Origin of the sequence: Streptomyces sp. G-G2 (assembly GCF_030063135.1) — a bacterium.
In the GTDB taxonomy this organism is placed as follows: Bacteria; Actinomycetota; Actinomycetes; order Streptomycetales; family Streptomycetaceae; genus Streptomyces.
In genome coordinates, this window is record NZ_JASISO010000034.1 from 55,903 (window position 1) to 81,780 (window position 25,878).

The 25,878-nt window shown below is 71.5% G+C and carries 25 protein-coding genes; 15 read left to right on the top strand and 10 right to left on the bottom strand.

The genetic code is table 11. The features are described from left to right. Nucleotides 1–91: 91 nt before the first annotated feature. From QMF80_RS38375 to QMF80_RS25280, 4 genes are all read right to left on the bottom strand, one after another. On the bottom strand, nt 92–181 hold the full coding sequence (locus QMF80_RS38375) for an Ms5788A family Cys-rich leader peptide (protein ID WP_356413286.1): 90 nt from the start codon (nt 179–181) through the stop codon (nt 92–94). A gap of 170 nt (nt 182–351) precedes the next feature. After that, nucleotides 352–1,050 carry an LmeA family phospholipid-binding protein gene (locus QMF80_RS25270; RefSeq protein ID WP_283457001.1) on the bottom strand — a complete coding sequence of 233 codons (699 nt, stop codon included), beginning with the start codon at nt 1,048–1,050 and terminating at the stop codon, nt 352–354. A 63-nt stretch (nt 1,051–1,113) separates the two neighbouring features. Further along, nucleotides 1,114–2,790 (bottom strand): hypothetical protein, encoded by a 1,677-nt coding sequence (locus QMF80_RS25275; protein ID WP_283457003.1) that lies wholly within the window; start codon nt 2,788–2,790, stop codon nt 1,114–1,116. Nucleotides 2,791–2,794: 4 nt separating this feature from the next. Then, nucleotides 2,795–3,049 (bottom strand): MoaD/ThiS family protein, encoded by a 255-nt coding sequence (locus QMF80_RS25280; RefSeq protein WP_283457005.1) that lies wholly within the window; start codon nt 3,047–3,049, stop codon nt 2,795–2,797. A 491-nt stretch (nt 3,050–3,540) separates the two neighbouring features. On the opposite strand from QMF80_RS25280, the gene QMF80_RS25285 reads away from it, so the two are divergent. The 7 genes from QMF80_RS25285 to QMF80_RS25315 all read left to right on the top strand — a co-directional run bounded on the left by QMF80_RS25285 (nt 3,541) and on the right by QMF80_RS25315 (nt 9,973). Further along, nucleotides 3,541–4,356 carry a response regulator transcription factor gene (locus tag QMF80_RS25285; RefSeq protein ID WP_283457007.1) on the top strand — a complete coding sequence of 272 codons (816 nt, stop codon included), beginning with the start codon at nt 3,541–3,543 and terminating at the stop codon, nt 4,354–4,356. A 24-nt stretch (nt 4,357–4,380) separates the two neighbouring features. Further along, complete coding sequence (locus tag QMF80_RS25290) at nt 4,381–5,403, top strand: LacI family DNA-binding transcriptional regulator (RefSeq protein ID WP_283457010.1); 1,023 nt, start codon at nt 4,381–4,383, stop codon at nt 5,401–5,403. Between the two features lie 52 nt (nt 5,404–5,455). Next, entirely contained in the window at nt 5,456–5,902 is a 447-nt protein-coding gene (locus tag QMF80_RS25295) for a helix-turn-helix transcriptional regulator (protein ID WP_283457011.1), read from the top strand. Nucleotides 5,903–5,912: 10 nt separating this feature from the next. Continuing rightward, nucleotides 5,913–6,323, top strand: coding sequence for a VOC family protein (locus QMF80_RS25300; RefSeq protein WP_283457013.1), 411 nt, complete (start codon nt 5,913–5,915; stop codon nt 6,321–6,323). Between the two features lie 159 nt (nt 6,324–6,482). After that, the gene (locus QMF80_RS25305; RefSeq protein ID WP_283457016.1) at nt 6,483–7,724 is read left to right on the top strand and encodes a S1C family serine protease; all 1,242 of its coding nucleotides are present in this window, start codon (nt 6,483–6,485) and stop codon (nt 7,722–7,724) included. A 90-nt stretch (nt 7,725–7,814) separates the two neighbouring features. Beyond that, nucleotides 7,815–8,558, top strand: a complete 744-nt coding sequence (locus QMF80_RS25310; protein ID WP_283457018.1) for a response regulator transcription factor — start codon at nt 7,815–7,817, stop codon at nt 8,556–8,558. Continuing rightward, complete coding sequence (locus QMF80_RS25315; RefSeq protein WP_283457021.1) at nt 8,555–9,973, top strand: sensor histidine kinase; 1,419 nt, start codon at nt 8,555–8,557, stop codon at nt 9,971–9,973. The genes QMF80_RS25310 and QMF80_RS25315 overlap by 4 nt, the downstream gene beginning before the upstream one ends. A 17-nt stretch (nt 9,974–9,990) precedes the next feature. On the opposite strand, the gene QMF80_RS25320 is transcribed toward QMF80_RS25315, so the two are convergent. Then, nucleotides 9,991–10,935, bottom strand: coding sequence for a phosphatidylinositol-specific phospholipase C (locus tag QMF80_RS25320; protein WP_283457023.1), 945 nt, complete (start codon nt 10,933–10,935; stop codon nt 9,991–9,993). Between the two features lie 174 nt (nt 10,936–11,109). Continuing rightward, nucleotides 11,110–12,927, bottom strand: a complete 1,818-nt coding sequence (locus QMF80_RS25325) for a bifunctional metallophosphatase/5'-nucleotidase (RefSeq protein ID WP_283457025.1) — start codon at nt 12,925–12,927, stop codon at nt 11,110–11,112. A gap of 214 nt (nt 12,928–13,141) precedes the next feature. Between QMF80_RS25325 and mshD the strand changes: the two genes are divergently transcribed. From mshD to pstB, 7 genes are all read left to right on the top strand, one after another. After that, the gene (gene mshD, locus QMF80_RS25330) at nt 13,142–14,071 is read left to right on the top strand and encodes a mycothiol synthase (protein ID WP_283457027.1); all 930 of its coding nucleotides are present in this window, start codon (nt 13,142–13,144) and stop codon (nt 14,069–14,071) included. A 268-nt stretch (nt 14,072–14,339) separates the two neighbouring features. Continuing rightward, nucleotides 14,340–16,571 carry an RNA degradosome polyphosphate kinase gene (locus QMF80_RS25335; RefSeq protein ID WP_349372237.1) on the top strand — a complete coding sequence of 744 codons (2,232 nt, stop codon included), beginning with the start codon at nt 14,340–14,342 and terminating at the stop codon, nt 16,569–16,571. Next, nucleotides 16,552–17,538: a CHAD domain-containing protein gene (locus tag QMF80_RS25340; RefSeq protein WP_283457030.1), complete on the top strand. Its 987-nt coding sequence runs from the start codon at nt 16,552–16,554 to the stop codon at nt 17,536–17,538. The genes QMF80_RS25335 and QMF80_RS25340 overlap by 20 nt, the downstream gene beginning before the upstream one ends. A gap of 571 nt (nt 17,539–18,109) precedes the next feature. Then, entirely contained in the window at nt 18,110–19,249 is a 1,140-nt protein-coding gene (pstS, locus tag QMF80_RS25345) for a phosphate ABC transporter substrate-binding protein PstS (RefSeq protein WP_283457031.1), read from the top strand. A gap of 128 nt (nt 19,250–19,377) precedes the next feature. Then, the gene (pstC, locus tag QMF80_RS25350) at nt 19,378–20,367 is read left to right on the top strand and encodes a phosphate ABC transporter permease subunit PstC (RefSeq protein ID WP_283457033.1); all 990 of its coding nucleotides are present in this window, start codon (nt 19,378–19,380) and stop codon (nt 20,365–20,367) included. Then, nucleotides 20,367–21,449 (top strand): phosphate ABC transporter permease PstA, encoded by a 1,083-nt coding sequence (pstA, locus tag QMF80_RS25355; RefSeq protein WP_283457035.1) that lies wholly within the window; start codon nt 20,367–20,369, stop codon nt 21,447–21,449. Before pstC ends, pstA begins: the two co-directional genes overlap by 1 nt. Nucleotides 21,450–21,504: 55 nt before the next feature. Then, complete coding sequence (gene pstB, locus QMF80_RS25360; RefSeq protein WP_283457037.1) at nt 21,505–22,281, top strand: phosphate ABC transporter ATP-binding protein PstB; 777 nt, start codon at nt 21,505–21,507, stop codon at nt 22,279–22,281. A 144-nt stretch (nt 22,282–22,425) separates the two neighbouring features. Here pstB and QMF80_RS25365 read toward each other — a convergent pair whose 3' ends face one another. Next, on the bottom strand, nt 22,426–23,424 hold the full coding sequence (locus QMF80_RS25365; RefSeq protein WP_283457039.1) for an inorganic phosphate transporter: 999 nt from the start codon (nt 23,422–23,424) through the stop codon (nt 22,426–22,428). 5 nt (nt 23,425–23,429) lie between these two features. Continuing rightward, entirely contained in the window at nt 23,430–24,050 is a 621-nt protein-coding gene (locus QMF80_RS25370; protein ID WP_283457041.1) for a DUF47 domain-containing protein, read from the bottom strand. A 194-nt stretch (nt 24,051–24,244) separates the two neighbouring features. On the opposite strand from QMF80_RS25370, the gene QMF80_RS25375 reads away from it, so the two are divergent. Next, on the top strand, nt 24,245–24,589 hold the full coding sequence (locus QMF80_RS25375) for a metal-sensitive transcriptional regulator (protein ID WP_283457043.1): 345 nt from the start codon (nt 24,245–24,247) through the stop codon (nt 24,587–24,589). A 27-nt stretch (nt 24,590–24,616) separates the two neighbouring features. Here the strand turns inward: QMF80_RS25375 and QMF80_RS25380 are convergent, their stop codons facing one another. Beyond that, nucleotides 24,617–24,772: a hypothetical protein gene (locus tag QMF80_RS25380; RefSeq protein WP_283457082.1), complete on the bottom strand. Its 156-nt coding sequence runs from the start codon at nt 24,770–24,772 to the stop codon at nt 24,617–24,619. A 148-nt stretch (nt 24,773–24,920) separates the two neighbouring features. Next, nucleotides 24,921–25,745 carry an SCO4651 family lipoprotein gene (locus QMF80_RS25385; RefSeq protein WP_283457045.1) on the bottom strand — a complete coding sequence of 275 codons (825 nt, stop codon included), beginning with the start codon at nt 25,743–25,745 and terminating at the stop codon, nt 24,921–24,923. Nucleotides 25,746–25,878: the final 133 nt, after the last annotated feature.

Consider the following 25,878-nt stretch of genomic DNA (forward strand, 5'->3'; position numbering starts at 1 on the left):
GCTCGGACGTCCCGTGCGGGAAGGCGAGGGGCTGGCGGCGCGTGCGGTCACGCACGGAAGGCCGTCGTCCGGCCGGATGGGAGCGGGTCGCTCAGAAAGGGCGACAGAGCATGGCGGCGACGCGACACAGGTCTACTGCCCGTCGCTTCGTGAGGTCCGCCTGCTGATGCTTCATAGCCATGGATCGTAGGGACGAATCGGCCGCCCTGTCACCGCCGTGTCATATGTCGAGACAGGATCGTCCGAATATTGGGATAGGGTCCTCCCCACACCCCCTCCGAGGGGCCCCGGAACCCCCTCGGAACAGGCCGGAAGGCCCGATCCGCCTGCGGATCGGACCTTCTTGTCTCACTATCCGGCCAACGCCACGTCCGAGCCGTCCACCACGAGATGCACACCGCCCTCGTCGGAGGTCAGCTTGGACAGCTTCAGCCCGGCGGGAAGCGCGCCGTCGAGGTTGCGGTCGAAGTCCGTCCGCTTGCGCACCAGCGTCTCGACGCCGGGAACGCCCTCACCCGGCACCTCGTCGGCGCGCACCCGCACCGTCGTCCCGTCCACCAGGCTGATCGTGGACACCACGCTGCGCGTCAGGGTCCGGCCCAGCACCTCGACGGAGGCGGTCACCTTCACCTTGCCCGGGGCCCCGCCGTAGGTGACGGTGACCCCGTTCTGCGAGGCCTCGGTCAGGTCCGCGTACGTGATCAGCGCGGAACCGTCGGCGCGCGCCGCCTTGCCGCTGGTGTAGCCGCTGTCCAGCTTCACGTCGTGGAAGCGCGCGCCGAGCTCGGATATCCGGATCTTGCGCCCGTCCGGCCCGGCGGCCGAGACCCCCCGCAGCTTCACGTCGACCTGTTCGAGCCGGTGGTCCAGGGCCTGGGTGAGGAACGGAAACCCGTGGATGTCCACGTCCGTCTCCCCCGCCAGGCCCCGCCCCGACTGCACTTTGGCGGCCAGCTTGTCCTCGGCGTAGCCGACCGCCAGCCGGTCCACACCCGCCAGGATCCCGGCCAGGACCACCGCGATGATCACGACTACTCGCAAGAAACGCACGTTCCACTCCCCCTACTAATCGGTACGTGCGTTCTAGTTGACCATGACCCCGGCCCGCCGGGGTCAGCCCACGACCCGCCCGATGAGGTAGACCGCGGGCGCCGCGGCGGCCAGCGGCAGCGCGACTCCGGCCGTCATGTGGACGAACTTGGACGGGTAGTCGTACGCCGCCACCCGCAGCCCGACCAGGGCGCACACCCCCGCGGCCAGGCCGAGCAGCGCCCCGCCCGGCCCGACCGGGGTGAACCCGCCGACCACGATGCCGGCACCCGCCGCCGCGACCAGCGACACCACCACGGAGGGCACGGTGGGCAGCGGCAGGGCGCGCGCGAACACGGCCACCGCGACGGCGGCCGCGCCGACGCTGACGGCGGCCGTACCGGCGGCCAGGTACCCGGCGCAGACGATCGCCAGGGCCGCCGAAGCCACCGAGGCCATCAGCCCGTACATCCGCTCGTCCGGGTCGGCGTGGCTGCGCAGCTGGAGCATCAGGGTCAGCAGCACCCACGCCCCCAGCGTCCCGATGATCGCGCCCGGCCCGTACGGACGGCCCACCGCGAGCACCGCGACGTCCGCCACGACGGCTCCGGCGAAAGCCAGCGCGATGCCCTGGCGGGCGGGCCACATTCCGTTGAGCCGGAACCAGCCCGCGGCCGTGAGCCCCTGGAGCGCGATGAGCGGGACCAGCAGCGCGAACTGCCCGAGGGCGGCGGCCCCGGCCAGCAGCAGCCCGAGCGCGGCGGTCAGTATCGCCGCCTGCGGACCCGGGTCGATGATCGGCGAGCGCCCCTCGGCGCGGGCCTGCCCGGGGTCCACGACGCGGGTGCTGCCGCCGAGGGTCGGGTTCGAGTACCCGGCGCCGGTCCCGGCGTCCGCGGCTTCCGCCACGTCCGCCGCCGGGGCCGGGGCCGGGGCCGCCGGGGCCCCGTAGGACGGCTGCGGCTGCGGCTCCTGCTCCTCGCGGTAGGGCGGCAGGTACGCGGTCCGCTCGGCCGCCGCCTCGGCCGGGGCGGGCCAGGGGGCGCCCGTACCGGCCTGGGACCAGTCCTGCGCGGGCGCCGGGGCCTGGTACTGATGCTGGTACTGCCCCTGCTCCTGCTCCTGCTCCTGGTACTGCGGCTGGGCCTGGGCCTGCTCCGGGGCCCGGACCGGGGGCTCCTCCCGGAACCAGCCGTCGGGAGCCACCGGCTCCGGGGCCGGCGCGGGCGCGGGGACGTACGACTGCTGCTGCGGGTAGCCGTCCTCGCGGTAGGGCGGCAGGTACGCCGTCTCGACGGCCGCGGCCGCACCGGAGCCGTCCGGCCAGGGCACGCCCCGCACGGGCTGGACCGGCTGTACGGGCTGCGCCGGCTGCTGGGCCTCTTCGCGGAACCAGCCCTCGGGAGCCGCGGGCTGCTGGTGCTGCTGCGGCTGGTGCTGCTGCTGGTCCCAGAGCGGGGGCTGCGGCTGCTGGTACTGCTCGTGCTGCGGCTGCTCGTGCTGCGGCTGCTCGTGCTGCGGCTGGTACTGCTGGTGGTGCTGCTGCTCGTACGGCTGCTGCTGGTGCTGCTGCTCGTGCGGCGGCCGGTCCGGGATGCCCTCCACCGGCTCCTGGCCCGCGGCCGGGGGCTGGGGCTGGGGCTGGACCGGCTGGTAACTGGTGTCCCAGGTGTCCGACTGCCAGGTCTGGGTTCCGTACGGATCCGCGAAGGGATCCTGCGGCCGCTCGGGCCGCTGCTCTTCCGGCGTGGGAGTGGTCATCGGATCACCCGCCCGCGAACGGCGGCAGCACCTCTACGGTGCCGCCTTCGGTCAGTCGCACGGACGCGTGCGGGCGCAGTCCCACGGGCTGCTCGTCCACCAGGAAGGAGCAGCGCTGCAGGACCCGGGTCAGCTCCCCGGGGTGGCGTTCCCGCACGGCGTCGAGCGCCTCGGCGAGGGTCTGTGCCGAGTACGCCTCCTCCGCCGTCTTGGCCGCGGACTTGGCCGCGGCCCAGTAGCGGATGGTTCCGGTTGCCACTGCAGCTCCTATCGTCGGCTCCGTACCGTCGGGCTCCATGATGGCCCCTCCCGCCCGCAACCCCGGCGTGCCTCCGCGCGCCCCGGGTGCGCCCAACCGGCCGCACGCCGGTCCACCGATCCGGTGAAACCGGGCGCAACCAGGCCCGGAGGGTGGCGGGGACCACAGAATCCGGGCTCACCGAAACCTCGGCCCCCGGCCGACAGGTGGGCTATTCTGGCGTTGAAGAGGATCCGGGCAACGTAGCCCCCGGGTCCTTTTGTGCTTTCAGCACGTTGAACAGAGCGAGAACAAGCAGGACGACAAGCAGAACGAAGAGCAGAACAGTGGCGGCCACGCGGTCCTCAGGGCGCGGGGACCCGGAGCCGCCGCCCAGACGTACGAAGCAGTGCCGCATGTCCTCGACGGGACCGAGGAGGAACCGACGTGATGGCCCAGCGAACCGTGCACCACCGGCCCGACCGCCAGACCCTGGCAGGGGGGTGGCGGCGATGAGTTCCCTGCTGCTGCTGACCAACGCCCTGCAGCCGTCCACCGAGGTGCTGCCCGCCCTCGGACTGCTGCTCCACAGTGTCCGGGTGGCGCCCGCGGAGGGCCCCGCCCTCGTGGACACCCCGGGGGCCGACGTCATCCTCATCGACGGCCGCCGCGACCTGCCCCAGGTCCGCTCCCTGTGCCAGCTGCTCCGCTCCACCGGGCCCGGCTGCCCGCTGATCCTCGTGGTCACCGAGGGCGGCCTCGCGGCCGTCACCGCCGACTGGGGCATCGACGACGTACTCCTCGACTCCGCGGGCCCCGCCGAGGTCGAGGCGCGGCTGCGGCTGGCCACCGGCCGCCAGCAGCTCGGCTGCGACGACTCCCCCATGGAGATCCGCAACGGCGACCTGTCGGTCGACGAGGCGACGTACTCCGCCAAACTCAAGGGCCGGGTCCTCGACCTCACCTTCAAGGAGTTCGAGCTGATCAAGTACCTCGCGCAGCACCCGGGCCGGGTCTTCACCCGCGCCCAGCTGCTCCAGGAGGTGTGGGGCTACGACTACTTCGGCGGCACCCGGACGGTCGACGTCCACGTACGGCGCCTGCGGGCCAAGCTCGGCCCCGAGCACGAGTCGCTGATCGGGACCGTCCGCAACGTCGGCTACCGCTTCGTGACCCCCGAGAAGGTCGAGCGCGCGGCCGAGGAGGCCCGCAAACAGGCCGTCACCCAGGCCGCCGCCGGGGTGGTCGCCGAGGCCGCCCAGGCCATCCCCCGGATGGCCGACACCACCCCGCACACCCGGACGCCCGGCCGACCTGCCCAGACCTAGTTCCCCCCGCGTAGACTCCAGCCCGTGGCCAAGGTGACGCGGGACGATGTGGCACGACTTGCGGGAACTTCTACCGCGGTCGTGAGCTACGTCATCAACAACGGACCCCGGCCGGTCGCCCCGGCCACGCGCGAGCGTGTCCTCGCCGCGATCAAGGAGCTGGGCTACCGCCCGGACCGGGTCGCGCAGGCCATGGCCTCGCGGCGCACCGACCTCATAGGCATGATCGTGCCGGACGCGCGCCAGCCGTTCTTCGCGGAGATGGCGCACGCCGTCGAACAGGCCGCGGCCGAGCGCGGGAAGATGGTCCTGGTCGGCAACTCCGACTACCGGGACGAGCGCGAGGTGCACTACCTGCGCGCCTTCCTCGGCATGCGGGTGTCCGGGCTGATCCTCGTCAGCCAGGGCATGAGCGAGCGCGCCGCCACCGAGATCGAGGCCTGGGACGCCCGGGTGGTGCTCCTGCACGAGCGCCCCGAGGCGATCGACGACGTCGCCGTCGTCACCGACGACATCGGGGGCGCCCAGCTCGCCACCCGCCACCTGCTGGAGCACGGGCACGAGTACGTCGCCTGCATCGGCGGCGTCGAGAACACCCCCTCCGTCGGCGACCCGGTCGCCGACCACGTCGAGGGCTGGCGCCGGGCCATGCGGGAGTCCGGGCGCTCGGTGGAGGGGCGGCTCTTCGAGGCCCCGTACAACCGCTACGACGCGTACAAGGTCGCCCTGGAGGTCCTGGCCGGACCCCAGCGGCCCCCGGCGATCTTCTGCGCCACCGACGACCAGGCCATCGGGGTCCTGCGCGCCGCCCGCGAGCTGCGGATCGACGTCCCCGGGGAGCTGGCGGTGGCCGGCTTCGACGACGTGAAGGAAGCCGGGCTGACGGACCCGCCGCTGACCACGGTCGCCTCGGACCGCCCGGCGATGGCCCGCGCGGCCGTGGACCTCGTCCTGGACGACGCCCTGCGGGTGGCGGGCTCCCGGCGCGAGCGGCTGAAGCAGTTCCCGTCGGCGCTGGTCATCCGCCGCTCCTGCGGCTGCCGCTGACCCGTTTTCACAGGTCAGAAGCCCTGTCGGGGGTGGCTGTTAGGCTCGGAACATGACCCCGCAAGAGCTCGCGGCCCTCGGGCACCTGCGGCGGGCACGGGACCTGATCGACCGGGAATACGCCCTTCCGCTCGACGTTCCCACCATCGCCCGCCACGCGCTCATGTCGCCCGCGCACTTCTCCCGTCAGTTCCGCGCGGCCTACGGCGAGACCCCGTACGGCTACCTCATGACCCGCCGGATCGAACGCGCCACGTACCTGCTGCGCGCGGGCATGAGTGTGACCGACGCGTGCATGACCGTCGGCTGTACCTCGCTCGGTTCGTTCAGCTCGCGGTTCACCGAGCTGATGGGCGAGACCCCGAGCGCGTACCGCGCGCGGGAGCACCCCGCGGTGGCGGCGATGCCCTCGTGCGTGGCGAAGGCCACGACCCGGCCGATCAGAACCGCTTCCGAGAGGAGCAGGATTCGAGAAGCGGGTGGCGGGGCCGCCGCCTAGCGTGGTCCGCATGAACATCTCACTCCAGTACTGCCACATCACCGTCAACGACGTCGACGAGTCGCTCGGCTTCTACCGTGACGCGCTCGGCCTCGACGTCCGCAACGACGTCGCCTCGGGCGGGTTCCGCTGGGTCACCCTCGGCAGCCAGGCCCAGCCCGACCTGGAGATCGTCCTCTCGCAGCCGCACGCCGGCCGGTCCCAGGCCGACGGCGACGCCCTCCAGGAGCTGCTCACCAAGGGCGTCCTGACCCAGGTCGTCTTCCGCACCGACGACCTCGGCACGGCGTTCGAGAAGGTGCGCGCGTCGGGCGCCGAGGTGCTCCAGGAGCCCATCGACCAGCCGTGGGGCCCGCGCGACTGCGCGTTCCGCGACCCCTCCGGCAACATGGTCCGCATCTCGCAGGCGCCGAAGGCCTGAGCAGCCGCCGTCGTACGGGCCGTCCGCGCTCCGTCCGAGCTCTTCGCCAGCTCGGTCCGAGCGGTCGCGGGCGGCGCTTATATCGGGCATACGAGGTTCTGTCGGGCTTCTCAGCGGGGACTCAGGAAGCTCTCATGATCCGCGCCCAGAGTCATATCCATGACCGAGAGCTTCCGCCGCGAAGGCGACCCGCAGGAGAACCGCCCGGCTCAGGACGCGCCCTTCGGCGAGGACTGGCAGCGGGGCCACGACCGGCTCGCGCAGGAGGCCCGGGGCGGGGCCGGGGCGTACCCCCCGCCCCCGGTCCACCCCCCGGCAGCTCCGGCCCCCGGCTGGTTCGAGGCCCACGAGCCCCCGCCGCAGGGCGCGGGCATGGGAATGGGCACGGGCGCGGGCACAGGCACGGGTCCGGGTCCGGGTCCGGGTGGGGACATGGCCGGGGGCGCCAGTCACGCCCGCCGCCCCCGCCGTCCCGTCGTCCTGCTCGCCGCGGTCGCCCTCGCGGCGGCGATCGTCGGCGGCGGCACCTCCGCCGGGATCCAGCAGTACCTCAGTCACCGTGACGCCGGCGCCACCGGCATCTCCGGCTCCAACGTCTCGCAGTCCACCATCGGGACCGTCTCCGGCGTGGCCGAGCAGGTCAGCCCCTCCGTCGTGCGCATCGACACGAAGACCGCCGCGGGCACCGGTACCGGCTCCGGCGTCGTCGTCACCGCCGACGGGGAGATCGTCACCAACAACCACGTGGTCAGCGGCGCCACCGAGGTCCAGGTGACGATGAGCGACGGCAAGAAGTACCGCGCGAAGGTCCTCGGCACCGACCCGGACAAGGACCTCGCCCTGATCAAGCTGCAGGGCGCCGGCGGCCTCAAGCCCGCCAAGCTCGGCAACTCCGACGCCCTCAGGGTCGGCGACCAGGTCGTCGCCATCGGCTCCCCCGACCGCCTCACCGGCACCGTCACCAGCGGCATCGTCTCCGCGCTGAACCGCGACGTGAACGTCCCCAAGTCCGAGCAGCAGTCACCGCAGAGCCAGCGCCAGCAGGGCGGCAGCGGCGGCTGGCCGTTCTCCTACGGCGGTCGCCAGTTCAACGGCGACACCGGCCAGAACACCACCTCGTACAAGGCCATCCAGACGGACGCCTCCCTCAACCCCGGCAACTCCGGCGGCGCGCTCGTCAACATGAACGGCGAGATCGTCGGGATGCCCTCCGCGATCTACTCCCCCTCCACCGACAGCTCCGGCGCGGGCAGCGTCGGCCTCGGCTTCGCCATCCCCGTCAACACCATCAAGGCCGACCTGGACTCGCTGCGCAAGGGCGGCCCCGGCGGCGCCGGTGGCGGCAGCACGGACAACGGCGCGGACAACGGCACCGGCACCGGCTTCGGCACCTCCTTCTGACACCGTGGCACGCTGGAGCCCCAAAGCCGCGGCCCGCCGACCGCTGACCGCTGACCGCTGACCGACGAACCTTGACTGGGGAGCCCACCGATGAATCCCGCCGAAGGCGAAGCGCGCGTACTCGTCGTGGACGACGAACCGGCCGTCCGTGAAGCCCTGCGCCGCAGTCTCGCCTTCGAGGGATACGGCACCGAGACCGCCGTGGACGGCCTCGACGCCCTCGACAAGGCCGCCGCCTACGCCCCGGACCTGATCGTCCTGGACATCCAGATGCCCCGGATGGACGGCCTCACGGCGGCCCGGCGGCTGCGCGCCGCCGGATCCGTCACCCCGATCCTGATGCTCACCGCCCGCGACACCGTCGGCGACCGGGTCACCGGCCTCGACGCGGGCGCCGACGACTACCTCGTCAAGCCCTTCGAGCTGGACGAGCTCTTCGCCCGCGTCCGCGCCCTGCTGCGCCGCAGCTCCTACGGCGCCGCGGCCGGCTCCCCGGAGGCCGCCGCGGACGTACTGACCTTCGGCGACCTGCGCATGGACCTGGCCACCCGCGAGGTGACCCGCTCGGGGCGCGCCGTGGAGCTGACCCGCACCGAGTTCACCCTGCTGGAGATGTTCCTCGCGCACCCGCGCCAGGTCCTCACCCGCGAGCAGATCCTCAAGGCCGTCTGGGGCTTCGACTTCGAGCCCAGCTCCAACTCCCTGGACGTGTACGTCATGTACCTGCGCCGCAAGACGGAAGCGGGCGGCGAACCGCGCCTCGTGCACACCGTCCGCGGGGTCGGCTACGTCCTGCGCGCCGCCGTCTCCGGCGACAGCGGCGGCCCGGAATGAGTCCAGCCGCCAGATTCCGCGGGCTGCCGCTGCGCTCGCGCCTGGCCCTGCTCGTCTCGGTCGCCGTCGCCGTCGCGGTGGCGGCGGTCGCCGCCGTGTCCTGGGTGATGGTCCGCACCCAGCTCAGCGACCAGCTCGACCGCTCCCTGGTGTCCACGAACGTCAGCGGACAAGTGGCCAGATCGCTCCGTGAGGGCTGTGTCGTGCGGCCTCAGCAGCCCACGCAGCAGATCGCCGGGAACCTGAACGCGACCGTGCAGATCGTCCTCGCCGACGGCACCCGGTGCTGGGTGAGCGGCCTGGCGAACCTCCCGGTCACCAGGGCCGACCAGGCGGTCGCGGGCGACGAGGGCGCCCGGTCCATCCTGCACGACGTGACGACCGCGGACGGCGTGGACATGCGCGTCTACACGATGCAGAGCAACCCCGGCGGGCCCGCCTTCGGCGTCTCCATCGCCAAGCCGCTCGCCGACATCGACAAGCCGCTGTCCACCCTGGCCTGGGTCCTGGTCCTCGTCGCCGGCATCGGCGTGATCGGCGCGGGCGCGGCCGGCCTGTGGGTGGCCCGTACCGGCCTGCGGCCCGTCGACGAACTGACCGGCGCCGTCGAGCACATCGCCCGCACCGAGGACCTCACCGTCCGCATCCCCGACACCGGCGACGACGAGATCGCCCGGCTCTCGCGCTCCTTCAACTCGATGACCAGCGCGCTCGCCTCCTCCCGCGACCGGCAGGCACAGCTGATCGCCGACGCGGGCCACGAACTGCGTACGCCGCTCACCTCGCTGCGCACCAACATCGAGCTGCTCGCCCGCAGCGAGGACACCGGCCGGGCCATCCCCCCGCAGGACCGCAAGGAGCTCCTCGCGTCGGTCAAGGCCCAGATGACCGAGCTTGCCTCGCTCATCGGCGACCTCCAGGAACTGTCCCGGCCGGACGCCGCACAGCACGGCCCGCTCCAGGTCGTCGCCCTGCACGACATCGCGGGCAACGCCCTGTCCCGGGCCCGGCTGCGCGGCCCCGAGCTGACGTTCACGGCGGACCTGGAGCCCTGGTACGTACGCGGCGAGGCCGCCGCCCTCGAGCGGGCCCTGGTCAACATCCTGGACAACGCCGTCAAGTTCAGCCCGCCCGGCGGCGCGGTCGACCTCGCGCTGCGCGCGGGCGAGCTGACCGTACGGGACCACGGCCCCGGCATCCCCGCCGAGGACCTCCCGCACGTCTTCGACCGGTTCTGGCGCTCCCCCTCGGCCCGGGCGCTGCCGGGCAGCGGGCTGGGCCTGTCGATCGTGGCCCGTACGGTCCACGGCGCGGGCGGCACCGCCGAACTGCGGGCCGCCCCGGACGGCGGTCCGGGCGCGCAGGCCGTCCTGCGCTTCCCTGGCGCGCCGACCCCGCCGCCGCAGGTGCCTTAGCCTCCTGGGCCGAGGGCCTAGGCGGGGTTGTGCCGGATCAGTGAACCGACCAGGCCGGAGCGGGTGTTGGGGAAGTCCATGGGGACGATCCCGAGGCCGGTCCGCCCGCTCAGCTCTCCGCCGTCCACGAAGGACTGCACCTGCGGGTTGAGCCGGTCGGAGTTCCAGCGGGGCGGCAGGGCGGCCGCGGTGCTGGTGTAGTTCATGAACAGCTTGCCGGGCTGCTGCACCGAGCGGCGGAACTGGCCCTCGATCTCGCCGCGTTTGGCGAACGGCTCCGCCATGTAGTCGTCCTGGATGTCGAAGACCGAGCCGTCGCCGTACCGCAGGCCCGGCAGCCCGCCGTTGTCGGCGAGCAGGACCACCGCGCCGCGGGCCTGGCCGAGCGAGCCGGGCAGCGCGTCGGCGATGCGGAACAGCGGCCGCCAGCCCCGGTTGTCGAGGTAGTCGTCGAACACGGCCCGGAAGGTCGCGTCGCTCTCCTGCGAATACTCCTGCTTGACCCGCATCAGTACGGTCTCGGTGGGGTGCGCGGCGAGGAAGTTCCAGCAGGCCACCAGGACGTCGCCGAACATCAGGTTCTGGAAGTACGCGGCGTGGTGGATCGCGAAGGACCCGCCGGTGACCCGGCAGCGTACGTCGAGGAAGCGGATCCCGGAGTCGAGCTGCTCGGCTATCGAGGTGTTCTGGCAGGCGACGTACAGGCCGCCCTGGCGGGCACCGGAGTCGTGGGTGCCGGGGATCGTCATCCGCTGGAGCGCGGTGGCGTCGGGGACCCCGGCCATCCAGTCCTGGGCGCCGAGCGCCCTGGCCGAGGCGGGCGCCGTCGCGAGCCCGAGCGCGGCGCCCGCGCCCACGGCCGCCGCCCCCGCCAGGAACCCCCGCCGCCGCAGCCCCGTACTCGAACCGCCGCCCGCGCCGCCGCCCGTACCGGTGCCGCCCGTACCGCTGCCGATGCCCATGCCCGCCCCTTCGCCGTCCCAGTGGTGGCCCGGATTATGGCGTGCGGGGCCCGCGTTTACTACCCACGGGTACGTACCGGCTCTCCGACCGGATGTGAGGGTCGGCACGGCCGCAGACACGGAAAGGGGCGGCGGGCCATCAGGCCCACCGCCCCTCCGGAGTCTCCGCGCCCGCTACTGGACGACGGTGATCCGGTCCGCCACCGGCGGGGCCAGCGGGGCGGCCTCCGACGAGTGGTTCGCCAGGTAGGCGTTGAAGCAGTCCAGGTCGGACGCGCCCACCAGCTTGTTCTTGTGGTCCTTCAGGACGGTGAAGCCGTCACCGCCGCCCGCGAGGAACTCGTTCATCGCGACCCGGTAGGTCGTGGCGGGGTCGATGGCCGCGCCGTTCAGCTTCACCGAGTCCACGACGATCCGGTCCGCGCCCGTCTTCGTCGTGTCGAGGGTGTAGGTGAAGCCCTTCGACACCTGGAGGATCTTCGGGTTCGGGCCGTTCACCGTGCCGCTGACCTGCTGCTGGAGCGCCGTGACCAGCTGCGCGCCGGTCAGGTCCACCACGTTCATCATGTTGGTGAAGGGCTGGACCGTGTACGACTCGCCGTACGTCACCACCCCGTCGCCCTCGGCGCCCGCGGCCTTGAAGGCCAGGTCCGCCCGGATACCGCCCGGGTTCGTGATGGCCAGCTGCGCGCCGCCCTTGTCGGCCGGGGCCAGTGCCTCCAACTGCGCGTCGGCGATCACGTCACCGAGCGGCTTCTCGAACTTGTCGGAGCCGCGGCCGGGGATGTCCGCCGAGATGTACCCCTGCGGGCGGCCCGCGATCGGCGCCGCGAGGGTGTTCCAGCGCTTGATCAGCTCGCTCATGTCCGCGGCCTTGGGCTGGTCGCGGGAGACGACCTTGTTGACCGGCTTGGGCGCGCCGAGCGGCGTGCGGACGATGTCCTTGGTCTGCCGGTCGTAGGTCAGCGTGGTGTCCGTGAACACCCGGCCGTAGGAAGCGGCCGAGGTGACCATGCGCGGGTTGCCCGCCGGGTCGGGGATGTTGCAGGCGTACGCCTGGTGCGTGTGGCCGGTGACCAGGGCGTCGACCTTCGGGTTCACGTTCTTGGCGATGTCCACGATCGCGCCGGAGATGCCCGCGCCCGCGCCGGGGCTGTCGCAGTCGTAGTTGTAGGCGCCGCTGGCGGGCAGGCCGCCCTCGTGGATCAGCGCGACGATCGACTTGACGCCCTGCTTGTTCAGCTCGTCGGCGTACTTGTTGATCGTCTCGACCTCGTCGCCGAACGCGAGGCCCTTGACCCCGGCGGCGGTCACGACGTCCGGGGTGCCCTCCAGGGTGACGCCGATGAAACCGATCTTCACGTCGCCCTTCTTCCAGATGAAGGTGGGCGACATCATCGGACGCTTGGTCTTCACGTCCGTCACATTCGCGGCGAGGTACTGGAACTCGGCGCCGGTGAAGGTCTTGCCGTACTCGGAGCAGCCGTCGACCGGGTGGCAGCCGCCGTACGCCATGCGGCGCAGCTCGGTCTTGCCCTCGTCGAACTCGTGGTTGCCGACGCTGGTGACGTCGAGGCCGAGCTTGTTCATCGCCTCGATGGTCGGCTCGTCGTGGAAGAGCCCCGACAGCAGCGGGCTGGCCCCGATGATGTCGCCGGCCGCGGCGGTGACGGAGTACTCGTGCCCCTTGCGGGCGTCGCGCAGGCTGGAGGCGAGGTACTCGACCCCGCCCGCCGGTATCGACTTGGTGCTGCCGTCCGCCTGACGCTCGCTCACCGCGCCGGAGGAGCCCTGCGGGGGCTCCAGCGTGCCGTGGAAGTCGTTGAAGGACAGCATCTGCACATCGACGGTCCGGCTCGCGCCGGCACCGCCGCCACTGGCGGCCCCGGCCGGGAGGGCGGCGGCGACCATGGCCCCGGCCCCGGCAGTGAGGGCGAGAGCGGCGAAGGTCAACCGGCGGGCTCGGCGGTGCCGTTGTGGCGTCGCTGACATTTAGTCCCCTTTTGGACAGCGATACGGACATGGGAGGTGCCCCGCAGCCTATGGTCAACGCGCGTAGCACGACAGGGGGTAACGGGTTGCGAGCCGGTTACGCACAAACTTCGCGAGCGCACCCCCCGCCCGCCGTCCCCTCAAAAGGCGGGAACCTCCGGGGCCGCGGCCGGGAGGGCAAGTCAAGGCGAGGTCGCGGTCGTAGGCTCGTCGCATGACTGACGCAGCAGCGGCCCAGGAGCCGGGACGGCAGATTGACACCCTTGACGAACTGACGGAGGAACAGGCGGTCGCCGTACTCACGCTGATCCAGGACGCGGCCCGTACGGACGGCACCACCGCCGTGTCGGAGCAGGGACGGCTCCAGCTCCGCGGCGGGCGGCGGCCCGGCATCCGGCACCTGCTCCTCACCGCGGGCGGCCAGCTCGCCGGGTACGCGCAACTGGAGGACACCGACCCGGTGGAGGCGCCCGCCGCGGAACTCGTCGTGCACCCCTCGCTGCGCGGCCGCGGGCACGGGCGGGCGCTGGGCTCCGCGCTGCTCGCCGCCTCCGGCAAGCGGATCCGGGTCTGGGCCCACGGCGGCCGCTCCGCCGCCCGCCACCTCGCGCAGGTCCTCGGCCTGACCCTCTTCCGGGAGCTGCGCCAGCTGCGCCGCCCGCTGGGCCCGGACGCGGACCCGCTGCCCGACCCGGCCCTGCCCGCCGGGGTGACCGTACGCACCTTCGTACCCGGCGCCGACGACGCGGCCTGGCTCGCGGCGAACGCGGCGGCCTTCGCCCACCACCCCGAGCAGGGCTCCCTCGACCAGCGGGACCTCGACGACCGGATCGCGCAGCCGTGGTTCGACCCGAAGGGCTTCTTCCTCGCCGAGCGGGACGGGAAGCTCGTCGGCTTCCACTGGACCAAGGTCCACGACGAGCAGCGGCTCGGCGAGGTCTACGTGGTCGGCGTACTGCCCGGCGCGCAGGGCGGCGGCCTCGGCAAGGCCCTCACCGCGATCGGACTGCGCCATCTGGCCGCGTCCGGACTGCCCACCGCCATGCTCTACGTGGACGCCGACAACCCGGCGGCCCTCGCCGTCTACGAGGGCCTCGGCTTCGTCACCCACGAGGTCGACCTGATGTACCGCACCGAAAGCTGAGCACCGGGGACCGGGGCGCCCGCGCGCCCCGGGCCCCGCGCACCACCCCCGGGGACCCCGCACCGCCCCCGGGACCCGCACCACCCCCGGGACCCCGCACCACCGGCACCCCGCACCGCCCCGGACGCCAGCCGCACCCTGGATGCCACACGCCATTAACCGGGCATTCAGCCACGCTTGCGACTCTCCGTGCATGCAGCCTGGACCTCGACCACTCACGGACGCCTCCGACGCGCCTGTCCTTCCGCGTGCGCGGAAGAATGGAGTCATGAGCCACAAGCCCGGCGCCAGCCCCACCGAGGTCCCCGTCCAGCACTCCCAGGCAGAGCGGCACGCGCGCCTCGGCTCCATAGCCGCGCACCGCCCCCACGTGGACCTCGAACCCGACCTCGACGCGGATCTCGAGGCCTACGAGTTCAAGGACGACGGCGAGCTGCCCGCCGGCCGCTTCCTCGACCGGGAGCGCAGCTGGCTCGCCTTCAACGAGCGCGTGCTGGAGCTGGCCGAGGACCCGGGGACCCCGCTCCTGGAACGCGCCAACTTCCTCGCCATCTTCGCGAGCAACCTCGACGAGTTCTTCATGGTCCGGGTGGCGGGCCTCAAACGGCGCATCGCCACCGGCGTCGCCACCCGTTCGGCCTCCGGCCTCCAGCCGCGTGAGGTCCTGGACCTCATCTGGACCCGCTCGCGCGAGCTCATGGCCCGCCACGCCGCCTGCTACCAGCAGGACGTCGCCCCCCAGCTCGCCGAAGAGGGCATCCACCTCATCCGCTGGGCCGACCTCACCGAGAAGGAGCAGGCGCGCCTCTTCACCCTGTTCCGCAACCAGATCTTCCCGGTGCTGACCCCGCTGGCCGTGGACCCCGCGCACCCCTTCCCGTACATCTCCGGGCTCTCGCTCAACCTCGCCGTGGTCGTCCGCAACCCGGTCAGCGGCCACCGGCACTTCGCCCGCGTGAAGGTCCCGCCGCTCCTCTCCCGCTTCCTGGAGGCCTCCCCGCAGCGCTACGTCCCGCTGGAGGACGTCATCGCCGCGCACCTGGAGGAGCTGTTCCCGGGCATGGAGGTGCTGGCCCAGCACAAGTTCCGGGTGACCCGCAACGAGGACCTGGAAGTGGAGGAGGACGACACCGAGAACCTCCTCCAGGCCCTGGAGAAGGAGCTCATGCGGCGCCGCTTCGGCCCGCCCGTCCGCCTGGAGGTCGAGGAGTCCATCGACGCGGGCGTACTGGACCTGCTCGTCCAGGAGCTGAAGATCTCCGCGGCCGAGGTGTACCCGCTGCCCGGTCCGCTGGACCTCACCGGCCTCTTCGGCGTGGCCTCCCTGGACCGGCCGGAGCTGAAGTACCCCAAGTTCATCGCCGGGACGCACCGCGACCTCGCCGAGGTCGAATCGGCCTCCGCCCCCGACATCTTCGCCGCGCTGCGCGAGCGCGACGTACTCCTGCACCACCCGTACGACTCGTTCTCCACCTCGGTGCAGGCCTTCCTGGAGCAGGCCGCGTCCGACCCGGACGTCCTCGCGATCAAGCAGACGCTGTACCGGACCTCCGGCGACTCCCCGATCGTCGACGCCCTGATAGACGCCGCCGAATCCGGCAAGCAGGTCCTCGTACTCGTCGAGATCAAGGCCCGCTTCGACGAACAGGCCAACATCAAGTGGGCGCGCAAGCTGGAGGAGTCCGGCTGCCACGTCGTCTACGGCCTGGTCGGCCTCAAGACGCACTGCAAGCTCTCGCTCGTGGTCCGCCAGGAGGGCGAGACCCTGCGCCGCTACGCGCACGTCGGCACCGGCAACTACCACCCCAAGACCGCCCGGCTCTACGAGGACCTCGGCCTGCTCACCGCCGACCCGCAGGTCGGCGCGGACCTCTCCGACCTCTTCAACCGGCTCTCCGGCTACTCGCGCCGCGAGACCTACCGGCGGCTGCTGACCGCGCCGAAGTCGCTGCGCGACGGCCTGATCGCCAGGATCGACAAGGAGACCGCCCACCAGCAGGCGGGCCGCCCGGCGTACGTACGGCTCAAGCTCAACTCGATCGTCGACGAGGCCCTGATCGACTCGCTCTACCGGGCCTCCCAGGCGGGCGTACCGGTGGACATCTGGGTCCGCGGCATCTGCGCCGTGCGCCCGGGCGTCACCGGGCTCTCGGAGAACATCCGGGTCCGCTCCATCCTCGGCCGCTTCCTCGAACACTCCCGGGTCTTCGCCTTCGCCAACGGCGGCGAGCCCGAGGTGTGGATCGGCAGCGCCGACATGATGCACCGCAACCTCGACCGCCGCATCGAGGCGCTGGTCAGGGTCGTCGACCCGGCCCACCGCGCGGCCCTGGACCGGCTGCTGGAGACCGGCATGTCCGATGCCACCTCCTCCTGGCACCTCGGCCCGGACGGCGACTGGACCCGGCATTGCACGGATGCCGAGGGGCAGCCGCTGCGGCACGTACAGGAGATGCTCATAGACGCCCGGAGGCGCCGGCGTGGCTCAGCGAAACCATGACCTGACAGCGGGCACGGGTACGGAGGCGGCGGGCGACGTGCTCGGCGCGTACCTGCGCTCGCAGGCCACCGCGTTCCTGCGCGGGCTGCGCCTGCACGAGGAGAGCGGGGCCGACGCGGCCGAGGGCAGCGAGGCGGCGCGCGCCCTGCGGGGGGCCGCGCGCCGCATCGGCGGCTCCCTGGCCACCTTCCGCCCGGTCACCGAGTCCTCCTGGGCCGACGGGCTGCGCACCGAGCTGGTGTGGCTGTCCGCGACCCTGGCCGACGAACACGCCTACGGGGCCCGGCTGACCCGGCTCCTGGACGCGCTGCACCGGCTGTCGGGCGCCCCCGAGGTCCCGGCGCAGCGCGGGGCCGCCGGATCGGGCTCCCTCACCGTGGGCGCGGCGCGGGCGGCCGCGCTGCTGGAACGACAGCTGACCCTGGCCCGTACGAGGGCCCACTCGGCCACCCTCCAGGCCCTCGGTTCCTCCCGCTTCCACGCGGTGGCGGACGCGGTGGCGGTACTGGCCTCCGAGGTGCCGCTGAACGAGGTGGCGGCCCGGGGGCGGGTCGCGGACGTCCTGGTCCCGCTGGCCGAGCTGGCCGGGTCCCGGCTGGATGCGGCGGTGGCGGCGCTGCCGCTGACCCGGGCGGCCCACCCGTACAACGCGGACGCGCTGATCGACGACGCGCACCAGGACGCGCCGTGGCACGAGGTACGCCGCCTGCTGCGCGCGCGCCGCTACGCGCGGGAGGCCCTCGGCGAGGACGTGACCCGGCTGGCGGCGGCCTGCGAGGCCCTGGACCGGCACCGGGACGCGGCCGAGGCGGCGGCGGCCTCCGCGACGGCGGCCCGCACTCCCCGCATCGCCCCGGCGACGGCCTACGCCCTGGGTGTCCTGCACGCGGACCAGCGCCACGAGGTCGAAGCCTCCCGCTTCGCCTTCCACCACCTCTGGCTCCGCCCCCCGGTCCCCACCCCCTGACCCCGCCCCCGACGAACACCCTCAAGCGCCGGGCGGGCTGTAGGGGTGCCCTCAAACGCCGGGTGGCCTCCGGCATGCCCTCAAACGCCGGGCGGTCGGCACCGGCCCGCCGCATCCAGCCCGTCCGGCGTTTGAGGACCCGCCGGAGGCCACCCCAGCCCGTCCGGCGCATTGAGGCGACCCCGAGGGCAGGGCGACCCGCCGCCGCCACCCGCCGCCCCGCCCGGATCCGCCCGCCCCGCCCGGGGAAGGGGGCACTTTCCGGCCACCCCGCCCAGGGGGGCGACGTACCCCCCGCCCCCGCACCGCGATACCGTCACAGCCCAATAACGGCCAGGTAACGACGGTGTGCACCCCACCCGAACCCCCACCCCCCGCACCAGGCCGTCCGCCACGGTTCACCGTCCGTTCACTCACCCCCGTCGGCCGCTTCACCTGTTCTGCCTAATTTCGGAAGTGCACGGTGCGAGTCGCAGCCGAAAGGCACGACCCCCGGGCAACGACGTAGTCCTCTTCGCACGCCGCCCCGATACAGAAAGCGGTCGGCGGCTTCTGGAAGGAACACCCGATAGTGAAGCTTCAGCGCAACAACCGGCTTCGTGCCTCCGTGCTCGGTGCGCTCGTCGTGTCCGGTGCCCTGGTCCTCACGGCGTGCGGCTCGGACGACAACACCACCAAGGACAACGGCTCGGCCTCGGCCAAGCCGCCCGTCGCCGCCGGTGACGTCAAGTGCGACGATGCCAAGGGCCAGCTGCTCGCCTCCGGCTCCTCCGCGCAGAAGAACGCGGTCGACCTGTGGGTCAAGAACTACATGGCCGCCTGTTCGGGCGTCGAGGTGAACTACAAGTCCTCCTCCTCCGGTGAGGGCATCACCCTCTTCACCCAGGGCACCGTCGGTTTCGCCGGTTCGGACTCGCCGCTCAAGCCCGCCGACGTCGAGGCGTCGAAGAAGGTCTGCACCGGCGGCCAGGGCATCAACCTGCCCATGGTCGGCGGCCCCATCGCCATCGGCTTCAACGTCGCCGGCGTGGACAAGCTGACGCTGGACGCCCCCACCCTCGCCGCGATCTTCAACGACAAGATCAAGAAGTGGGACGACGAGGCGATCAAGAAGCTGAACCCGGGCGTCACCCTCCCCTCCACCGCCGTCCAGGCCTTCCACCGCTCCGAGGACTCGGGCACCACCGAGAACCTCACCAAGTACCTCAAGGCCGCCGCGCCCGACGCCTGGCCCTACGACCCCGCGAAGAAGTGGGCGGCCCCCGGTGGCCAGTCCGCCAACGGATCCGCCAGCGTCGCCTCCCAGGTCAAGTCCGTGGACGGGGCCATCGGCTACTTCGAGCTGTCCTACGCCTCCTCGCAGAGCATCAAGACGGTCGACGTGAACACCGGCGCCGCCGCTCCGGTCAAGGCCTCCGGCGAGAACGCCTCCAAGGCCATCGCCGCCGCCAAGGTCACCGGCACCGGCTCCGACCTGGCGCTGAAGCTCGACTACACCACCAAGGCCGAGGGTGCCTACCCGATCGTCCTGGTGACGTACGAGGTCGTCTGCGACAAGGGCAACAAGCCGGAGACGCTCAAGACGCTCCAGTCCTTCCTGAACTACACCGCCTCGGACGCGGGCCAGAAGCTGCTGATCGACAACGGCTACGCGCCCATCCCGACCGAGATCAACGCCAAGGTCCGCGAAGTCGTCAAGTCGCTGGCCTGATCCAGAACCCCGTGGTGCCCGTCCCTCCCCGTCCGGAGGGCCGGGCGCCCGGGGGCCCTCCCCTTCACCCGGGGGAATCCGGTGCACCGCCGCCAGGGGGCCTGCCCCCCACACAGACCGGAAAGACCATGGCTTCCACCACACCCACCCAGACAGACACGGCTCCGCCTGTCGCCAAGAGCGGAAGGTCCACCGGCCGCGCCGGTGACAAGATCTTCGCCGGGCTCTCCAAGGGCTCCGGCATCCTGCTCCTGGTCATCATGGCGTCGATCGCCATCTTCCTCACCTACCGTGCCTCGATCGCCCTGGCGGACAACAAGGGCAACTTCCTCACCACGTTCGACTGGAACGCGTCGGGCACGCCCCCCGTCTTCGGCATAGCCGTCCTGCTCTTCGGCACGGTCGTCAGCGCGGTCATCGCGATGGTCATCGCGGTTCCGATCGCCGTCGGCATCGCCCTCTTCATCTCGCACTACGCGCCCCGCAAGCTGGCCCAGCCGCTCGCCTACGTGGTCGACCTGCTCGCCGCGGTGCCCTCGATCGTCTACGGCATCTGGGGCGCGCTCTTCCTCGTCCCCTACCTCGGCGGCCTGAACTTCTGGCTCGACGAGTACATGGGCTGGACCTACGTCTTCGACAAGACCCAGGTCGGCGTGGCGCGCTCACTCTTCACCGTCGGCGTCCTGCTCGCGATCATGATCCTCCCGATCGTCACGAGCGTCAGCCGCGAGGTCTTCCTCCAGGTCCCGCGCATGAACGAGGAGGCCGCCCTGGCCCTCGGCGCGACCCGCTGGGAGGTCATCCGGATGTCGGTGCTGCCCTTCGGCCGCTCCGGCGTCATCTCCGCCTCGATGCTGGGCCTCGGCCGCGCGCTCGGCGAGACCATGGCCGTCGCGACCGTCCTGTCGCCCAGCTTCTTGATCTCCGGCCACATCCTGGACCCGGGCGGCGGCACCTTCGCGCAGAACATCGCCGCGAAGTTCGACGAGGCCAACGAGTTCGGCCGGGACGCGCTGATCGCCTCCGGCCTGGTCCTCTTCGTACTCACCCTGCTGGTCAACGGCGCGGCCCGGCTGATCATCGCCCGCCGCAAGGACTTCTCGGGGGCGAACGCCTGATGAGCCACGTACTCCAGGACCAGCGCCCCACCCGGGCCCGCACGTCCGTCGCCCCCACCAGCCTCACCCGCGGTGGTCTGCCCCGCTGGGCCCCGGCGGGCATCGCGGTCCTCGCCGTCGCCCTCGGCTGCGGCATCGGCGCGGTCTCCGGCCTCGACAGCAAGATCCAGTGGGGGCTGATCGCCTCCCTGCTGTTCGTCGGCATCACCTACACGGCCAGCGCGGTCATCGAGAACCGCCGCCAGGCCAAGGACCGGGTCGCCACCTCCCTCGTCTGGGTCTGCTTCATCCTTGCCGTCATCCCGCTGCTGTCGCTGCTGTGGACCACGGTGAGCCACGGCATGAAGGCCCTCGACGGGGGCTTCCTGAGCCACTCGATGAACGGCGTGACCAGCTTCGAGCAGGGCGGCGGCGTCTACCACGCCCTGCTCGGCACCATGGAGCAGGTCGGCCTGGCCACCGCGATCGCGGCCCCCGTCGGCCTGCTGAGCGCCGTCTACCTGGTCGAGTACGGCAAGGGCGCGCTGGCCAAGGCCGTCACCTTCTTCGTGGACGTCATGACCGGCATCCCCTCCATCGTCGCGGGTCTGTTCATCCTGACGACGTGGAACCTGATGCTCGGCTTCGGCCCCTCCGGCTTCGCCGGCGCCATGGCCCTGTCGATCCTGATGATGCCGGTCGTGGTCCGCTCCACCGAGGAGATGCTCAAGCTCGTCCCGAACGAGCTGCGCGAGGCCGCCCTGGCCCTCGGTGTCCCGAAGTGGCGCATGATCCTCAAGGTGGTCCTCCCGACCGCCATCGGCGGCATCGCCACCGGTGTGATGCTGGCGGTCGCCCGCATCGCCGGTGAGACCGCCCCGATCATGCTGCTGGTCTTCGGTACCCAGCTGATCAACGGCAACCCCTTCGAAGGCGCGCAGTCCTCGCTCCCGCTGTACATCTGGGAGCAGTACAAGGTCGGCAGTGACGCCTCCTACGACCGGGCCTGGGCCGCTGCCCTCGTCCTGATCGCCTTCGTCATGATCTTGAACCTGGTGGCTCGCGGCATCGCGCGCTGGAAGGCCCCGAAGACCGGCCGCTAGGTATCGACTATGCGGCTCCGCCGCGTGTGACCGCATGAAAGAGAAGTGACCCCTCATGGCCAAGCGCATCGATGTCAGCGGCCTCTCCGCCTTCTACGGCAACCACAAGGCCATCGACGACATCTCCATGACCGTCGAACCCCGCTCGGTGACGGCCTTCATCGGCCCCTCCGGCTGCGGCAAGTCCACCTTCCTGCGCACCCTGAACCGCATGCACGAGGTCACCCCCGGTGGCCGCGTCGAGGGCAAGGTGCTGCTGGACGACGAGAACCTGTACGGTCCCGGCGTCGACCCGGTCGCGGTCCGCCGTACGGTCGGCATGGTCTTCCAGCGCCCGAACCCCTTCCCCACCATGTCGATCTTCGACAACGTGGCGGCGGGCCTGCGCCTGAACGGCAGCTTCCGCAAGTCCGAGCTGGCCGAGATCGTCGAGAAGTCCCTCAAGGGCGCCAACCTCTGGAACGAGGTCAAGGACCGCCTGAACAAGCCCGGCTCCGGCCTCTCGGGCGGCCAGCAGCAGCGCCTGTGCATCGCCCGCGCCATCGCGGTCGAGCCCCAGGTCCTGCTGATGGACGAGCCCTGCTCGGCGCTCGACCCGATCTCCACCCTCGCGATCGAGGACCTGATCGGGGAGCTGAAGGAGCGCTTCACGATCGTCATCGTGACGCACAACATGCAGCAGGCGGCCCGCGTCTCGGACCGCACCGCCTTCTTCAACCTCTCGGCGGTCGGCCAGCCCGGCAAGCTCATCGAGATCGACGACACCGACCGGATCTTCTCCAACCCGTCCGTGCAGGCCACCGAGGACTACATCTCGGGCCGCTTCGGATAAACCCCCCACACGTCCTGCGGTGCTGCATGGCGGTGCCACCGCACGGCGAAAAAGGGCCGGCTCCCCCTGGGTGGGGGGAGCCGGCCCATTCTCTTCTTCACGGTGGTCCGTAGCCGGGAGACCGGTACGGGCCTCAGCTCGCCCTCACTCGAAGGCGAGGTGGACGAGACCGAAGCTCACCGCCGCGACGGCCGCCGCGGCGGGCATGGTGATGAACCAGCCCAGGATGATGTTCTTGGCGACGCCCCAGCGGACCGCGTTGACCCGCTTGGTCGCGCCCACACCCATGATCGCCGAGGTGATCACGTGAGTGGTGGAGATCGGCGCGTGGAAGAGGAACGCCGAGCCGAACATGATCGAGGCGCCGGTGGTCTCCGCCGCGAAGCCCTGCGGCGGGTCCAGCTCGATGATCTTCCGGCCGAGCGTCCGCATGATGCGCCAGCCGCCCGCGTACGTACCCAGCGACAGCATCACGGCACACGCGATCTTGACCCAGATCGGGATCGCGTCGCCCGCGGCCTGCACGTCCGCGATGACCAGGGCCATCATCACGATGCCCATGGTCTTCTGCGCGTCCTGCAGACCGTGGCCCAGCGCCATACCGGCCGCCGAGACGGTCTGCGCGATACGGAAACCGCGCTTGGCCTTGTGCGGGTTGGACCGGCGGAACATCCACAGGATGGCCACCATGACCAGGTAACCGACGACCAGACCGACGACCGGCGAGATGAACATCGGGATGACGACCTTGTCGAGCACGCCCGACCAGATCACGTGGGTGCCACCGGCCAGCGCCGCGCCCACCATGCCGCCGAACAGCGCGTGCGAGGAGGACGACGGCAGCCCGAAGTACCAGGTCACCAGGTTCCACACGATCGCACCGACCAGTGCGGAGAACAGGATCCACATGCCGTGGTTGCCGTGGGGCGTCTCGATCAGGCCTTCGCTGACCGTCTTGGCGACCCCGCTGCCCAGGAAGGCACCGGCGAGGTTCATCACCGCGGCCATCGCGAGGGCGGCGCGCGGCGTCAGCGCCCGCGTCGAGACCGAGGTCGCGATCGCGTTCGCCGAGTCGTGGAAGCCGTTCGTATATGTGAAGCCGAGCGCGACACCGATGGTGACGATCAGCGCAAAGGTGTCCACGAGGTTCAGGACTCCTTGACCGCGATGGTCTCCACCGTGTTCGCGACGTGCTCGAACGCGTCGGCGGCCTCTTCAAGCACGTCGACGATCTGCTTGAGCTTGAGCACCTCCATGGCGTCGTACTTGCCGTTGAAGAGGTGGGCGAGCAGCTTGCGGTGGATCTGGTCGGCCTGGTTCTCCAGCCGGTTGATCTCGATCCAGTACTCGGTGAGGTTGTCCATCGTCCGCAGGTGCGGCATGGCCTCGGCGGTCAGCTCGGCCGCCCGCGCCAGGACCTCGATCTGCTGCTCGACGCCCTTGGGGAGTTCCTCGACCTGGTAGAGAACGACCAGGTCGACGGCCTCCTCCATGAAGTCCATGATGTCGTCGAGGCACGAGGCGAGGTTGTAGATGTCCTCGCGGTCGAACGGCGTGATGAAGGAGGAGTTCAGCTGGTGGAAGATCGCGTGGGTGGCATCGTCCCCCGCGTGCTCCGCCGCCCGCATCCGCTCCGCGATCTCGGCCCGCGCGGACGAGTCCGCTCCGAGCAGTTCCATCAGGAGCTTCGAGCCCGTGACGATGTTGTCCGCGGAGGCGGCGAACATGTCGTAGAAGCTCGTCTCCCTGGGGGTCAGACGAAATCGCACGTGAGGTCCTCGGGGTGCATTGGATTCGGTCAGGCTGATGCTAGGCGCATCCTCCAGCCACGGCTAACCGGCGGTTCCCCAGTGTCCTCCATCAGGCAGAGTGAGCGGTACGGACCCCCGCCCACCCGCGCGGCGGCCGGTACCCTATACCCATGAGGGGTATGCCCCCCTCATGACGGACCACGGGAGGACGCATGACGACCACCGAGGCAGCGGCGGCGGACCCCGCGCAGGGCGACGGGCCCGGCGCTCCCGCCGTACACGGCTACCACCACCAGAAGGACGAGCACCTCAAGCGCCTGCGCCGGATCGAGGGCCAGATCCGCGGCCTGCAACGGCTCGTGGACGAGGACGTCTACTGCATCGACATACTCACCCAGGTCTCGGCCAGCACGAAGGCGCTCCAGTCCTTCGCACTCCAGCTGCTGGAGGAGCACCTGCGCCACTGCGTCGCCGACGCGGCGGTCAAGGGCGGCACCGAGATCGACGCCAAGGTCGAAGAAGCGACGAAGGCGATCGGCCGCCTGCTGCGGACCTGAGCGCGCACGCTTCCCGGCCCGATCCGGCTACGGGCAGCAGATAGCGCCGAGCACCTCGTCGATGCGGTCCTGACTGAGCCGCTCCTCGGCGGCGGCGGAAGCCGCGATGATCAGCTCGCCGCACAGCTCGATCTCGGCGAGCGCCACGTGGTCCTGCACCGTTGTACCGCCCGCGGGAGTCACGCGTGTCACCTCTCTCTGCCGTCTTCGGGCATCAGGCTTGCGGTCTCCCAGCGTAGGGAGCGCGGCTCGCTGCGCGCATGACACGGATGGACCATTTCCAGCTACCCGGCCATGGCCCGATCGCGCTGCCCGCGGACCACCGCGGCGGCTAGTCGGCGATCTTCCCGGCGAAAATGTCCCCGCTTGCGGGGAGAACGACGGTCACCGGAGTTCCGAAGCCGTAGAGCAGCGTGGTCGAGGAGACATCGATCACGCCATTGTTGACATAGCTGAAGCGGTGCCGGACCTTCCGCAACCGGCCCTCGTGGTCGATGTAGGCGTCGAACGGCACGCTGTCCTTGCTGAACCCTTTCGCCGCCGCCTCCAGCGCGCCTCTGACGTCAGGCGACGCGCTGCGCGCGGCCCGCCCGATGTCGGTGGTGCCCCGGTAGTGCCGGACCTTCGTCCCCGCCAGGTCCTCCTCACCGGCGTACGTCACCTCCCGCGCCCCGCGCAGCAGCTCGGCGGCGACGATCGGATCGGTGGCCCCGCCGGTGACGAGGTTCCCGTCCGCGAGGGTCGTCGTATCGATCCGGACCCACTTGTCGGCGGGCACGCCCGCCCCCCGGTTCTTCATGTAGAGGGCGCCCGGCGTGAGCAGCTCGGTCAGCGGGGTGTGGCCCGCCTTGCCGGTCACATCGGCGGGGAGCATCACCAGGAGCTGGCCCATGCGGTGCGCGAAGTCGACCCCGCCCTCGCCGCGGATGGTGACCAGGGTCCCGCCGGTGGCCATGTCCATGGCCGTACGGGTCTGCGCGCTGCCGGAGCGGGCCAGTACGTCGGCCGCGCCGCGCACGGCCGCCGCCGGGTCGCCCGGTGGCCGCCCGTCGTCTCCGGCGGGCGCCGCGTTCGAGCCGCCGCACCCCGCCGTCGTGGCCATGGCCGCGACGGCCAGGGCCGCCGCCGCCCGCCGCATGTGCTGGTGCACCACCATCGCCTGCCAACCCCCAACGCATGAACGCTGCTTGCCCGAGGCCTCCACCCGCTCCGGTTAACGAGACCCCGGGTTCCCCGTCACGGCCCACAGCCCTCCCGCACCCGCACCCGACCCGGGTACCGTGGTGGCG

Excerpts from the sequence above, each read along its gene's own strand:
- pstB (WP_283457037.1), top strand. The coding sequence starts at position 21,505 with ATGGCCAAGCGCATCGATGTCAGCGGCCTCTCCGCCTTCTACGGCAAC.
- QMF80_RS38375 (WP_356413286.1), bottom strand. The coding sequence starts at position 181 with ATGGCTATGAAGCATCAGCAGGCGGACCTCACGAAGCGACGGGCAGTA.
- QMF80_RS25375 (WP_283457043.1), top strand. The coding sequence starts at position 24,245 with ATGACGACCACCGAGGCAGCGGCGGCGGACCCCGCGCAGGGCGACGGG.
- QMF80_RS25320 (WP_283457023.1), bottom strand. The coding sequence starts at position 10,935 with ATGGGCATCGGCAGCGGTACGGGCGGCACCGGTACGGGCGGCGGCGCG.
- QMF80_RS25385 (WP_283457045.1), bottom strand. The coding sequence starts at position 25,745 with ATGGTGGTGCACCAGCACATGCGGCGGGCGGCGGCGGCCCTGGCCGTC.
- QMF80_RS25310 (WP_283457018.1), top strand. The coding sequence starts at position 7,815 with ATGAATCCCGCCGAAGGCGAAGCGCGCGTACTCGTCGTGGACGACGAA.
- pstC (WP_283457033.1), top strand. The coding sequence starts at position 19,378 with ATGGCTTCCACCACACCCACCCAGACAGACACGGCTCCGCCTGTCGCC.
- QMF80_RS25295 (WP_283457011.1), top strand. The coding sequence starts at position 5,456 with ATGACCCCGCAAGAGCTCGCGGCCCTCGGGCACCTGCGGCGGGCACGG.
- mshD (WP_283457027.1), top strand. The coding sequence starts at position 13,142 with ATGACTGACGCAGCAGCGGCCCAGGAGCCGGGACGGCAGATTGACACC.
- pstA (WP_283457035.1), top strand. The coding sequence starts at position 20,367 with ATGAGCCACGTACTCCAGGACCAGCGCCCCACCCGGGCCCGCACGTCC.
- QMF80_RS25300 (WP_283457013.1), top strand. The coding sequence starts at position 5,913 with ATGAACATCTCACTCCAGTACTGCCACATCACCGTCAACGACGTCGAC.
- QMF80_RS25315 (WP_283457021.1), top strand. The coding sequence starts at position 8,555 with ATGAGTCCAGCCGCCAGATTCCGCGGGCTGCCGCTGCGCTCGCGCCTG.
- QMF80_RS25325 (WP_283457025.1), bottom strand. The coding sequence starts at position 12,927 with ATGTCAGCGACGCCACAACGGCACCGCCGAGCCCGCCGGTTGACCTTC.
- QMF80_RS25285 (WP_283457007.1), top strand. The coding sequence starts at position 3,541 with ATGAGTTCCCTGCTGCTGCTGACCAACGCCCTGCAGCCGTCCACCGAG.
- QMF80_RS25335 (WP_349372237.1), top strand. The coding sequence starts at position 14,340 with ATGAGCCACAAGCCCGGCGCCAGCCCCACCGAGGTCCCCGTCCAGCAC.
- QMF80_RS25305 (WP_283457016.1), top strand. The coding sequence starts at position 6,483 with ATGACCGAGAGCTTCCGCCGCGAAGGCGACCCGCAGGAGAACCGCCCG.
- QMF80_RS25275 (WP_283457003.1), bottom strand. The coding sequence starts at position 2,790 with ATGACCACTCCCACGCCGGAAGAGCAGCGGCCCGAGCGGCCGCAGGAT.